This window comes from Mesorhizobium sp. SEMIA396 (assembly GCF_024518615.1).
In the GTDB taxonomy this organism is placed as follows: Bacteria; Pseudomonadota; Alphaproteobacteria; order Rhizobiales; family Rhizobiaceae; genus Mesorhizobium.
In genome coordinates, this window is record NZ_JANIFC010000004.1 from 40,530 (window position 1) to 53,013 (window position 12,484).

General features: G+C 60.1%; 9 protein-coding genes. 1 reads left to right on the forward strand and 8 read right to left on the reverse strand.

What is annotated here, in order from left to right; all coding sequences use genetic code 11:
• Positions 1–2: 2 nt before the first annotated feature.
• Positions 3–842, reverse strand: coding sequence for a hypothetical protein (locus tag NP503_RS12325; protein WP_256754966.1), 840 nt, complete (start codon positions 840–842; stop codon positions 3–5).
• A gap of 187 nt (positions 843–1,029) precedes the next feature.
• Here NP503_RS12325 and NP503_RS12330 point away from each other — a divergent pair, with 187 nt between their 5' ends.
• A complete protein-coding gene (locus NP503_RS12330; RefSeq protein ID WP_127326879.1) occupies positions 1,030–2,445 on the forward strand; it encodes an adenylate/guanylate cyclase domain-containing protein in 1,416 nt (471 codons plus the stop codon).
• Positions 2,446–2,572: 127 nt separating this feature from the next.
• Here NP503_RS12330 and NP503_RS12335 read toward each other — a convergent pair whose 3' ends face one another.
• From NP503_RS12335 to NP503_RS12365, 7 genes are all read right to left on the reverse strand, one after another.
• Complete coding sequence (locus NP503_RS12335; RefSeq protein ID WP_127380495.1) at positions 2,573–3,052, reverse strand: class I SAM-dependent methyltransferase; 480 nt, start codon at positions 3,050–3,052, stop codon at positions 2,573–2,575.
• Positions 3,053–3,260: 208 nt separating this feature from the next.
• Positions 3,261–4,442 carry an ABC transporter permease gene (locus NP503_RS12340; protein WP_127319624.1) on the reverse strand — a complete coding sequence of 394 codons (1,182 nt, stop codon included), beginning with the start codon at positions 4,440–4,442 and terminating at the stop codon, positions 3,261–3,263.
• Positions 4,439–5,437, reverse strand: a complete 999-nt coding sequence (locus tag NP503_RS12345) for an ABC transporter permease (protein WP_127326880.1) — start codon at positions 5,435–5,437, stop codon at positions 4,439–4,441. Before NP503_RS12345 ends, NP503_RS12340 begins: the two co-directional genes overlap by 4 nt.
• 2 nt (positions 5,438–5,439) lie before the next feature.
• Positions 5,440–7,338 (reverse strand): ABC transporter substrate-binding protein, encoded by a 1,899-nt coding sequence (locus NP503_RS12350; RefSeq protein WP_236383185.1) that lies wholly within the window; start codon positions 7,336–7,338, stop codon positions 5,440–5,442.
• The gene (locus tag NP503_RS12355; RefSeq protein ID WP_127320273.1) at positions 7,335–9,230 is read right to left on the reverse strand and encodes an ABC transporter ATP-binding protein; all 1,896 of its coding nucleotides are present in this window, start codon (positions 9,228–9,230) and stop codon (positions 7,335–7,337) included. The genes NP503_RS12350 and NP503_RS12355 overlap by 4 nt, the downstream gene beginning before the upstream one ends.
• A 157-nt stretch (positions 9,231–9,387) precedes the next feature.
• On the reverse strand, positions 9,388–10,722 hold the full coding sequence (locus NP503_RS12360) for an adenylate/guanylate cyclase domain-containing protein (protein ID WP_127320275.1): 1,335 nt from the start codon (positions 10,720–10,722) through the stop codon (positions 9,388–9,390).
• Between the two features lie 552 nt (positions 10,723–11,274).
• Entirely contained in the window at positions 11,275–12,438 is a 1,164-nt protein-coding gene (locus tag NP503_RS12365; RefSeq protein WP_236383220.1) for a DUF3095 domain-containing protein, read from the reverse strand.
• Positions 12,439–12,484 lie beyond the last annotated feature (46 nt).

Sequence of the window (12,484 nt, forward strand, 5' to 3'; positions counted from 1 at the left end):
TCCTATGATGCCGATTGCGCGCCGAAGTACCGGGAGACGGCGTAGAGTTTGAAGATGCCGCTGATTCCGATCCAGCCGAAAAGGGCGAGCCAGCACAATGTTCCCGTCGCCGTCCAGTCGATCCGGTGCATTACGGCCTCGGTGATGACAAGGCCAAGGATGGCAAACAAGCCGACCAGAAACTGCGCCAGACCGAGCACCAGCAGCTCTTCGCGCGGCGCGCTTTTCCAGACGAGATATGTGCCGCCCGCTCCGGCGAGGAAGATGGCGCTGTAAACCTGAGCGTGGAAGGCGTCGATCGGCCACGGCCAAAAGCCGCCGAATGTCAGGGGAAACAGCAACAGACCGACGCCATAAAGCCCAAGGATCGCCATTTCCATCGACATATAGCCGCGCCATGCAGAGTTTAAGGTCACGCCCTTTGCGGAAGGACGGCCCCCGGCCCGTAACAGGAACAGCCCGGATACCGCGACCGAAGCAAGATAGACCAAGAACCAGAGCCAGGGCGCTTTCCGCTCGAAGTTGAAATAGCCGAGATTGATGAACGAAGCCGCCGAAACGATGACGGTGAAGATGAAGGCCATGACAAGCACTAGCCTGCCTGGCGACCAGCGATTCCAGACCAGCAGCGCCGCCATCACGGCCATTTCGGCGGTGTAGAAGCCGCCGAGGAAGCGGGCGTTGAACGGCGTGACGGCCCAAGGCCAGCGCGGCCTGACCAGCGCAGGCGCGAAAAGAAGGCCGGCGCCGACAATCAGGACGATGATGACCCCCGCCGAGAAAAGCCGCAAGGCCGCGGGAAATGGCGGGTTGTCGGGTGTCGGCGCGGGAGAAAGTCCCAAAGATGAATACCCCATGGACCCACCATAGTACCGCTTGCGATCGGTGAAAATCCCGACGGAATTGACACGTCGGCGGGCTTTTCCATTCGAATGGCCGTACGATCCGTTTCGAAGTAAGATGGAGCGCTCGGAACGAAGACCGGTTCCGGTCAACCACCTCGGGGGTGCATTTTCCGGAGCCTGCACGATGACCGAAATTCAGGATCTGTTCTCGCTTTTGCGGCAATCGACCGATGTCGATCCCCAGGCAATCGACGCGATCCGGCGGACCATCGCGGAAGGCAAGGATTATGAACTTTGCCGCATCAATGTGCCGGCTTTCGCCAGCAAGCATGGCCTCGACGAGGAACGCGCCATCAGCGCCTTCCTCCATGCGGCGCGGGTAGGCATCTTCGACATTTCATGGAATGTTCTGTGCCCCGGCTGTGGTGGCGTGCTCGACACCAACGCTACGCTGAAAACCCTGCAGAAGGACGAATACACCTGCGCGCTATGCTCCGAAGGCTATTCGCCGACCCTCGATGAGATGGTTGAGGTGACATTCACCGTCAGCCCTCGCGTGCGCAGGATTGCCGCCCACAATCCACACGAACTGCCGTTGGTGGAATATTTTCGCCAGATTTACTGGGGATCCGGCGTCGATCTGCCGGAAGAGGGTTTGGCGAAAAACATAGAAGCGTTCTCGCTGGAGGATATCGAGCTGGCGCCGGGTGAAAAGGCCGTTCTGCCCATACAGCTTCCGTCCGAATTCATCATCGTCTTCGAGCCGGTCACCCATTCAGCGCAGTTCATCGACGCGAAGGGCGAACCAACAAAAGAGCGGCGAAGCCTGTCGTTGGCTTTCGACCGCGACCATGTCCAGAACCAGACACTGGAAATGCAACCCGGTCCGCTGCGTATTTCGCTGGAAAACAGGACCGACACCCGCGTGCTGCCGGCAGTCTTCATCGCCGGCGAGGCATTGCATAATCTCCTGGGCAAACGCCGGCCTTTTCTGACCGCCAAGCGCCTGCTCACCAACCAGACGTTCCGCGACCTCTATCGTACGGATACGCTCGACATCAACCAGCGCCTGAAGATCACCAGCCTCACCTTCCTGTTCACCGACCTGCGCGGATCGACCGCGCTTTACGAGCGGGTGGGCGACCTTTCAGCCTTCGATCTCGTGCGCGTGCATTTCCAGGTTCTGCACGAGATCGTCGCGGCGGAGGCAGGCGCGGTGGTGAAGACCATCGGTGATGCGGTGATGGCGACATTCGCGACGCCTGATCGCGCGATGGCTGCGGCCCTCAGGATGCGTGATGCCATGCGTGCGCTCAATGACAGAAGCGGGCGCGAGGATCTGCTGCTCAAGATCGGTGTCCATGCCGGCCCCTGCATCGCCGTGTCCATGAACGAGCGACAGGACTATTTCGGCCAGACGGTCAACATTGCCTCACGGGTCCAGAACCTGGCCAACGCACAGGCTATCTTCGCCACCCGCGCGGTGGTCGACGACAATCTCACCGCCGATCTGTTGCGCAGGAACGCTCTGACGCCCGTGCCTCACGAAGTCTCGCTGCGCGGCATCGAGCGGGAGATAGCGGTGTATACAATCCCCTGAGCAATTGGGCCGTCCAGAGCAATCCCAGGGAAAGTGTAAACGGTTTGTCGGGAAAAGCGCGTAGCACTTTCCCTTGGAATTGCGGTGGAGCAGCGTTTGCGTGAAAAGATGAGGCGCTCTCGGCCGCTCACACGCGCTTGCAGAGGAAATAACGATCGGCGGGTTCTGAAGTCGGCGCCGGGAGCCGTTGCAGCAGCGGGTGATCGAGCGGCGTGCCACTGACCGCGAAGCCGCCGACCCGAAGCAGGCTCGCAATCAGATCGGGAAGCCAGGTAGCAGTCACTGCATCCCGATCGTCATAGCCGGTGCCGATGTCGGCATGAACAAGGGCGGCTTCGATGCCAATGAACTTGCGGGCCGTCTCGCGTATTTCGCCGAGCACGAGGTTTTCGGCTTCGGGAATTGAGCTGGCATGTGCGCCGACTTCGCGGTCGAACACCACGATCCGGCGCCCGGGCAGGCGCTCTCGCAGATGGTGGAACGTCCGACCGTTGCCGAGGCCGAGCTCGAATACAAGCCCCTCCATCTTCGCCACCTCGACGCAGACTTGGTCGAGAATGTCGCGCTGTGCGGTCATCCTGCTGATGAAATTCTCGAGGCGACTCATATGCTTTTGTGTGTCCTGAACCAGCAAGAGATCGTCAATGCCGCCGACAAGAACTGTTCACGGGTGAATCCCGAAGGCGCAGTGCCAAACTCGATCACGTGTCGGCACATATAGAGGCGGACCATGAACACTGCAACAACCGTACAGGCAGCCGGCAAGGATCATACCGGGTGGAATAGGCGGCACGGCGCGCGGCAAAATAACAACCTCACTTGTAGGGATCTGCGGCGTCCCGCAAGCCGTCACCGAGGAAGTTAAACGCCATGATGACGAGAATGACGGGAAGCATCGGCAAAAGCAGCCATGGATAGAATGCGATCACGCTGACGCTGCGCGCCTCGGTGAGCAGGATGCCCCAGCTGGTTATCGGCGCTCTCAGGCCGAGCCCGAGGAAGCTCAGCGCCGTTTCGCCCAGGATCATGCCGGGAATGGAGAGCGTCGCCGTCGCGATCAGATGCGACATGAAGCCGGGAATGAGATGCCGGCCGATGATGCGGCTGCTCCCGGCGCCCATCAACTGCGCGGCCAGAACGTAATCCTCCTCGCGCAAGGCCAGAAGCTTTGAACGCACGGCCCGCGCCAGTCCGGTCCAGTCGAGCACTCCGAGGATCACGGTGATGCCGAAATAGATCAGGATCGGACTCCAGGTTATCGGCATGATCGCCGCCAGGGCCAGCCATAGCGGAATGCTGGGAATCGATTGCAGAACTTCGATTATTCGTTGAACGATCAGGTCGAAGATACCGCCGTGATAACCGGCCAGTCCGCCGATGACGATGCCGAGCAGGAAGCTGAAACTGATGCCGACGAGGCCGATTGTCAGTGAAATGCGTGCGCCATAGATCATGCGCGAGAGCACGTCGCGCCCCAGCCTGTCGGTGCCGGCCAGAAAGAGCTGGCCGTTTTCGGCAGCGCAGACAAAATGCCTGTCACCTTCGATCAGGCCCCAGAACCGGTAACTGTCGCCCTTGCAGAAGAAACGGAGCCGCTGAACATCGCCCTGGTCGTCGATGTAGTTCCGCTTGAGCGTGTCCATGTCCAGCGTCATCTGGCGGCCATAGACGAACGGCCCGACGAACTCGCCGTTGTGGAACAGGTGCACCTGCTGCGGCGGCGAATAGATATAGTCCATGTTGCGCGTGTGCAGATTGTACGGCGCCAGAAACTCGCAGATCAATATCCCGAAATAAAGCACTATCAGGAATATGCCGGATACAAGGGCAAGCCGGTGCATGCGGAATTTCCACCACATCAACCGCAACTGCGACGCCTGAAAGACCTTCGACTGCTCCGCCGTCATCGCCTCGACCGACTGCAGGTCAAAGGGCGCGCTGGAAACGTAGTGTTCTAGTGGAGCACCCGGAGCGGGGAGCGGCGAATCCGTCTTCATTTGGTGCTGCCGCCCTGCAAACGAATTCGTGGATCAAGCACCGCCAGCGCCAGGTCGGAAATCAGGACACCGATGACTGTCAGGAAGGCTAGGAACATCAGGAACGACCCCGCCAGATACATGTCCTGGCTTTGCAAGGCCTTGATCAGCATCGGCCCGGTCGTTTCCAAAGACAGCACGATCGCCGTGATTTCGGCGCCGGAGATGATGGCCGGCAGGATAGAGCCGATGTCGGAAATGAAGAAATTGAGCGCCATGCGCAGCGGATATTTGACCAGCGCCTTGAACGGATGAAGGCCTTTGGCGCGCGCGGTCACCACATATTGCTTGTGCAGCTCATCGAGCAGATTGGCGCGCAGCCGACGGATCATGCTTGCCGTGCCGCCGGTGCCGATGATTAAGACCGGGATCCAGAGATGGGCGAGTATCGACTTCGCCTTGGCCCAGCTCATCGGCTCGCTGAGATATTGCGGGTCCATGAGATGGCCGAGGGACGTGCCGAACCAGATGTTGGCGAAATACATCAGGATCAGCGCCAGCATGAAGTTCGGAATGGCAAGGCCTAGGAGGCCGAAAAAGGTCAGGCCGTAATCGCCCCAACTGTATTGATGCGTCGCGGAGTACATGCCGATCGGAAAGGCGATGAGCCAGGTGAAGATGATCGTGACGAAGGAAACCAGCACGGTCAGCCACATTCGGTCCCCGACGACGTCGCGAACCGGCAGCTCATATTCGAAGGAATAGCCGAAATCGCCGTGCAGCATCCCGCCGACCCAGTAGAAGTAGCGAATGATCGGCGGCTTGTCGAAACCATATTCCTTCCGCATCATCTCGATGCGATCGGAATCCACCCCTTCGCCCTGCGCCCGAAGCTCGGCGACATAGCTGTCGAAATAGTCGCCGGGGGGAAGTTCGATGATCGTGAACACCAGCGCTGATATCACCAGCAGCGTTGGAACCATCACAGTAATGCGCCAGACAATATATCGAAGCACGCTCAGGACTCTCCAAGCCAGAATGTATCCGGCATGTAGACACCGAAATAGGCGGTCGGATCGTAGCCGAAGAGCGCCTTGTCAGGCAGATTGCGCAGCCGTGATGACACCAGAATCGGCTGATGCGTTCCGTTCACGGTCCCGATCGAAAACACCTGATCGGTGTAGATCGACAGCATCGAATTCCAGATTTCGGCGCGCTCTGTCGCTTCGGTCGATGCGTTCCAGCGCTTGAGCAAAGCCATCAACTCGATCACTTCAGGAAGATCGGGCGCCTCGCCCATCTTGCCGTGAGACAAGTAGTGAGCACCCCAGAGCGGCCATTGCAGTTGATCGTCGATGGTGGGGGCCAGCTGGCTCGGGTTCATGTCGGCGGTCGGCACGCCATTGTCGATGCCCGACCACATCGACATCATGATCTGGCCGCCAAGCGCGCGGCTGCGGAAGATGTCGCGCTGCGAAGTCCGGATGAACAGGGCGATGCCGATCTTTCGCCAGTGATCGGTGATGAGTTCGAGCGCGTCGGTTTCCAGTGTGCTTTCGCCGGCGGTTTCCACGATTATCTGGGCAGAGCGTCCATCGGGAAGTATCCGCAAGCCGTCATCGTCACGTGCCAGAAGCCCGACCTCGTCGAGCAGTGCATTGGCCTGCTCGGGATCATGGGCAACCCAAGCTTTAGCGAATTCCGGCCGGTAGAGCGGGCTCTCGGACAATACGGTATCGGCGCTTTCCTGCGCCAATCCGTAGAACACGGCCATATTGATCTCGCGCCTGTCCACGGCGAGCGAAAGTGCGCGGCGCACGCGCACGTCACGCAGAAAGCCACGCCACACCTGGTCGGCGCAATTCAGATTCGGCAGCAGCGCCAGCCGAGAACCCTGTGTACGTTTCCACAGGTGCATCTTCACCGGATAGCGCTTCTCCGCGTCTTTCAGGAAGGAGTAGTCGCTGAAGTCAATTCCCATGCATTGCAGGTCGCTCTCGCCCGCACCGGCCTTGGCGGAGATGATCGCCGATGAGCTGACATTCATGATGATCCGGTCAACATAGGGCAGTTGCCGGCCGTTCTCGTCTATTCGATGAAAGAACGGGTTGCGCTCGAAGATGAATTGCTCGGCCGGCGGCTTGGTCCGGTTCTGCCAGGGGTCGAGCGTCGGCAGTTCCGGGTTCTCCGGGCGATACTGCCGCGACATGCGAATATGCAGGAGCGTCCATTTCTGGGTCCGGTTCTCCTTCATCAGGCCGGCGAGCCGGAATGAATCCTGATATTTCTTGTGGAACTGCTTGAGATAGGCGGCCGGCAGGACAAGCGATAGCGGCGAAGCGGCAGCGAGCTTGGGCAGGAAGTCTGGATTGGGCGCATCCCAGCTGTAGCGGACCGTCAACGGATCGACGATCTCGAAGCGTGGCGGCTTGCCGTCCGCCAGCAGGGCGGGGGCGAGCCCGCCTTGCGAAAGCTCGTCGTTCAGCCAGACATCTTCCCAACAATAGCGAAAATCCTCCGTCGTCAGCAGGCTGCCGTCAGACCATTTGTGCCCTTCCCGTATCTTGAAGGTGAAGACGCGATCATCCGCTACGTCGAAACGTTCGAGAATGTCGGGTTGCATGCTGAGCTTTTCGTCATAGCCGACCAGGCGAGAATACCCGTAGATCGTCATCATCCGGATATCTTTCTGGCTGCCGATGATTGTCCGCAGCGTGCCGCCATACTGGCCGGGCAGCCGGCCCATTGCAGCCAGATTCAGCGCGCGCGGACTCTTGGGCAGGCGCTCAGCGAGTGCCGGCAGCGCCTTGACCGTCAGTTGTTGCCGAAGAAATTCCGGCTCCAGATCGCCGGCGCGCGACGTCCCTGGCAGAAAGGCCGAAGCCATGAGACCAAGGACGGTGCGCCGGCTGATCAATGGCGTAACTCACTGATATCGGCCGAATGTCTCGCCAGCACGAGGTGGCCACCGCCAAGATCGAGTGGTGACAGCCTATCTTCGTCGCCCTCGTCGCGGAATTGCGGTCCCCATGCGCTGGTGTCGGAAGCTCCGCTGAGCTTCAGCGTCTTGAAATCCATCGGCCTGTCGAGATCGGGGAAAGGTACCGCGGCGACCAGGGAGCGCGTGTAGGGGTGGATTGGTTTCCTGAGCAGAATTTCGCGCGGCGCAAGCTCGACGATACGCCCGCCGCACATCACCGCGATGCGGTCTGCCATGTAGTCCACCACCGCCAGATTGTGGGATATGAACAGGTAGGTCAGGCCCAGTTCTTTTTGCAGGTCCTTCAGAAGATTCAGGATCTGCGCCTGGACAGAGACATCGAGCGCCGAAACCGGCTCGTCGCAGATCAGGAGTTCGGGCCCTAGCGCCAACGCACGCGCGATGCCGATGCGCTGACGTTGCCCGCCGGAGAAACTGTGCGGATAGCGCTTTATGAAGCGCGGATCGAGCCCGATTGCCTGCATCAGGCTCTTGACCGTGGCGAGTCGGGACGCCGCATTGCCACGTTGATGGATCTCCAGCGGCTCGCTCAAGATGTTCTCCACCGTCATGCGAGGTGAAAGCGACGAAACCGGGTCCTGGAAGACCATCTGGATTTTCGCGCGCAATATGCGCAGGGCATCTCCCTCTGCGCCCAGGACGTCGGTCGGTCCATCGCGGCCGTTGAAGATCACAGAACCGCCGCTGGGGGTGATGGCCCGCATGAGGATCTTGCTGACGGTTGTTTTGCCACAGCCGCTTTCGCCGACCAGACCCAGACACTCACCCCGCCTGATGTCGAAGCTCACGCCATCCACGGCGCGAACAGAGGTTTGATGACCCCCGCTGAACCATCCGGACTTGCGGGTGGTGAAGGTCTTTGTCAGATCCCTCACCGAAAGCAGAATGTCCTCCGGCCCCTTCGATGCCGGCGCAGTCTGCTTGCCGAGCAGGTTCCCAACATTCACCGGCACCTCGCGGAGCGCCTTTAGCCTTTCACCAGGCTTCAGGTCGAAATGCGGAACGGCTGCCATCAGGCCCTTCAGGTAAGGGTGGCCCGGCCGGCGGAATATCGCCTCGACAGGCCCCATTTCCATGATCTCGCCATGGTACATGACCACCACCTCGTCGGCGACATTGGCGACCACGCCAAGGTCGTGCGTGATCAGCAGCATCGCCATGTTCAGCTTGGTCTGAAGCCCGCGCAGCAAATGCAGGATTTGCGCCTGGATGGTGACGTCCAACGCCGTCGTCGGCTCGTCGGCGATCAACAAAGCAGGCCGGCAGATGAGCGCCATGGCGATCATGGCGCGTTGCCGCAATCCTCCCGAAAGTTCAAAGGGATACATGTCATAGGCGCGTTTGGGATTGGGGAAGCCGACAAGGCCGAGCATTTCCTCGGTCCGCGCCTTGCGCTCCGCCCGAGCCATAGGCGTATGAATCTGCAAGGATTCGCTGACCTGGTTGCCGATCGTGTGCAGCGGCGACAGCGATGTCATTGGCTCCTGAAAGATTTTGCCGATGCGGCTGCCTCTCAATGCTCGGATTTCGGTTCCGTCACGCTGCATCTGCAGGATATCCTGCGTCGTTCCGGGCTTTTCAGGATCGGAAAACAGGATACGGCCGCGAACATGGGCCGTATTCGGCAAAATGCCCATCACTGCCTGGCTGAGAACCGATTTTCCGGAACCGGACTCTCCCACAAGCGCGGTAACCTTGCCGGGCAGGACGCGGAGATTTGCGCGTCTGACGGCATGCAACGGTCCCCCGATTATGGCAAAAGAGATGCCAAGATCCTCGATCCGCAGCAGATCAATGCCCGAATTCATCCTCACACCAGCCCCACTCTGGCAGTCTGCCGGGCGGCAGACCCAAAAAACGAGACTAGCGTATTGCCAGCCTAGAGCAACTTGGATTCGAATCGAATTCCACGACGGAACCGGCGACCGGGCTGCACACCAAGGCTTTCGGACCGGATCGTGTCGGTTACTGAAGCTTTCTTCGGTCGCTTGCCGACAACCGCGCGGCATCGCGATGAAGCAGCATGACCTGCTCGGCGTCCGATATCCGGTCGTGAATCGGCGCAGCGTCTTCATCGAGAGCGAGAGCACCCGACAAATCGGGTGAAAGCACCGTCAGCTTCTGCTTGCTACCCGCCAGTTCCTCCGTGCCGAGTGTCAGCCAACTGTTGTCGCCGCAATAGCTGGCGAAGTCCTTGCTGGCGAGAACGCTGTGCGGATATTTCTTGGTCAGGGTCTGGAGACGCTGGACCTCGTTTACAGCCGAGCCGAAGACAGAGAACGTCAGCCGGTCGGTAAGTCCGACGTTGCCGAACATCACATTGCCGACATGCAGGCCGATACCAAACTTAATGTCGCCCAACCCCTGCTCCTTTCTGCGCAGATTGAGCTCCATCATGCGCGCGCTGGCCTTGTGCGCTGCCGCAAGAGCAGCTTGGCAGGCGATCTCGGACTGCGAGCGATGCCTTTCGCAGGGGTAGACGGCGATGAAGCCATCACCCAGGAAACTCATGATCTGCCCGCCTTTGCGATTGAAAGGCGCAGCGATGGCATCGAAAAACTGGTTCAGCGTATCGATGTAGATTTCGCGACCGGAGGTTTCGGCAAGCCTTGTCGACCCGCGCATATCGCCCATGACGAGTGCGGCCCGGATTGTGTCACCTTCGCCGCGCTTGATCTGGCCATCCAGCACACGCCTGCCGGCGTCGCCGCCAAGATAGGTGGTCATCATGTTGTCGGCGAGCTTGGTGAGCACCGCCATCTTGGTGGCGATAGCGAGATAGTTCTGGATCCGCAATAGCGCCGAAATCATGCCGTCGCTGAAGCCTGAAGCACTGTCGGTCGACCAAGACCCCATCATGCCCTGACTGGTATCGCCGTTGAAGGGATGCACGAAAGCCATGTAGTCGGTGACGCCCATACGCCCGAGGTCATCGAAAACAGGAAACTCCGACCGCACCGACGGGTCGAGCCGGCGCCGCAGGTGGTCGAGCTTGTTGCTGAGCAGATGGTAGTATGGGCTGGTCAGGAATCTGTCGGAATGAACGCCGTTCTCACTGCGGAAGCCTTCCACTTCCAGACCCTGGCCGCGAAGCCACGTAAAGCCGAGCGCGTCATAAAGCGGATGAAGCATCGAAAAGCTCAAATGCACCCGCTTCAGCGGCAGGCCGGCAGCAGCCAGCCGTTCACAAAAGCCCTTTACCAATGTTTCCAGGTCGTTGCCCGCCAGCGCCGATTGGCTCAGCCAGTCGGCAACTTTATCCATGAGAATGGTGGAAATTTCTGCTTGCGCTGTGCTCATGCCATCTCAAACCCGTCGAAGACGAGCCATCTCCTTTGATCCGCCACACAATCGAAGTCAGTGAAGCCGGCTTCGGCGACGAAAGCCGGCGAAGAATTTCCTAAATAACTCCTTGCAGGAAGGAAGCAGGCGTAAAACAGCATCTATCACCTGGAACCCTATGTGGCGAGGCTTCCGGCGGAGTGCAATCTCGATCCTGACATCGGGCAAAGAATTCGCCGTCTCAGACACCGTCGGGCCTCGTCACTGCCTCAAGTAGGATTGGCCGTTGTTCAGGCTCTCGACCTTCCGGGTTTCGATGTCGAAGCTGGAAAACCGGGGACCCGGCACGTGCGATCGCAACCGACAGCGGCAACCCGACATAGCCAGCCCGATCACGCCGACATGCGCGGCGCGCCTCGAAATCCGGTTAAGAAGACGGTCATATCGTGAGGCGTCCAAAAAATCTGCTTTCCCGTCAATTCGGACAGGTTACCCGCTCCCATGGCGAGGCTCACCGGTGCCAAGAACCATGAGTGAGGGCATATTGCGGAACTCGAATTCCGCAAGCAGTCAGCAGACCTGCGCCTTCGCCTTCAGGCTTGCGGCAGCCATCGCGTAGCCGCCGGCGGCGCCATCGATGAAGTGAACGTGATCGCGCTGCAGCGGCGAGATGACGAGGCAGGTCATCAAGGCGGACTTCTGGCGGTGCAGGCCATAATTGCAGATGCCCGCTTCTTCCGCCTGCTTCAGCCGGTCTTGGATCCGATGCAGCACATCCGCGTCAACGTCGATGGTCATCTTCAAGCCGTCGTCGAACTTTCGGAAATCCGAATTGCTGGCCACCTCGCGTTTGTAGACCTTCGGATCGAAACGGCCAATCGTCCACCCAAATCGATCGGTTGCAGCCGTAAGCGTCATCAGGAACACGATCCACAGCTTCGACCGCCACCGCCATCCTGCCGGGGCCATCGCCCGCGCCTCGACATCCAGGCCGGCGGGCAGCAGACTGTAGCCCGGGCCGTCCACCGGCACCGGGTGGCCATCGCGCTCTTGCCTGCCGGCGAGGGCGATGATGTCGGAAGCCAGAAACTGAAACCCGCGCAAGTCGCGCGACGCCCCCGGTGTGGCTATGATCGAGACGATTTCGCCATGCCGGGCCTCGATCGGGTTCCAACGGCAGGAGAGGCCGGTCAGATCCGGCCGCGCGCCGGCCGGCGCAGGATCGATGCGGTAGCGCCCCGCTTTCATCTCAGCTTCCGCCCAACTGCCGCCACCGCCGGCGAACATGGCATAGAAGGCCGCTTCGGAAGCCCGGAACCTCGCCACGCGAACGTCGAGGCCATGCGCCCTTATGTCCCCTATAGGCACGATCGCGGCGCGCAAGGTAAGGCCCAGTTCGTCCGCCACCCACCTTTGGACGGCCGCCAGCGCGTTGCGGGCGATCTCCAGCGCCGAGCCGGGAAACGCCACGAGCGCGCCGTCGCCGCCGAAGACAAAGGGGAGGTCTTGCCGACCCAGCGCATTGAGCAGCGCCGAAATGACGCTTGCGCCGGCCATATTGACGGTTTTATAGCGCCCCGCCTCGATCGCCTTGGTCGAGCCGACAATGTCGGCAGTGGCCAGCGCCCAGCCATCGGGGAGGGGCCGATAGTTATCGATGTCGGCAACGCTTTCGAACTTTGCGAAGGCCGGCAAAGAAGCGACAAACGGGTCGGACGCGACAGCTGTTTCCATGGCCATTAGATAGCATATTCCACGGCTTGAAGGTGAAGTCGATTAC

Bases quoted from the DNA above. Each gene is read 5' to 3' on its own strand.
- NP503_RS12360 (WP_127320275.1), bottom strand. From the start codon at position 10,722: ATGAGCACAGCGCAAGCAGAAATTTCCACCATTCTCATGGATAAAGTT.
- NP503_RS12355 (WP_127320273.1), bottom strand. From the start codon at position 9,230: ATGAATTCGGGCATTGATCTGCTGCGGATCGAGGATCTTGGCATCTCT.
- NP503_RS12340 (WP_127319624.1), bottom strand. From the start codon at position 4,442: ATGAAGACGGATTCGCCGCTCCCCGCTCCGGGTGCTCCACTAGAACAC.
- NP503_RS12365 (WP_236383220.1), bottom strand. From the start codon at position 12,438: ATGGAAACAGCTGTCGCGTCCGACCCGTTTGTCGCTTCTTTGCCGGCC.
- NP503_RS12330 (WP_127326879.1), top strand. From the start codon at position 1,030: ATGACCGAAATTCAGGATCTGTTCTCGCTTTTGCGGCAATCGACCGAT.
- NP503_RS12335 (WP_127380495.1), bottom strand. From the start codon at position 3,052: ATGAGTCGCCTCGAGAATTTCATCAGCAGGATGACCGCACAGCGCGAC.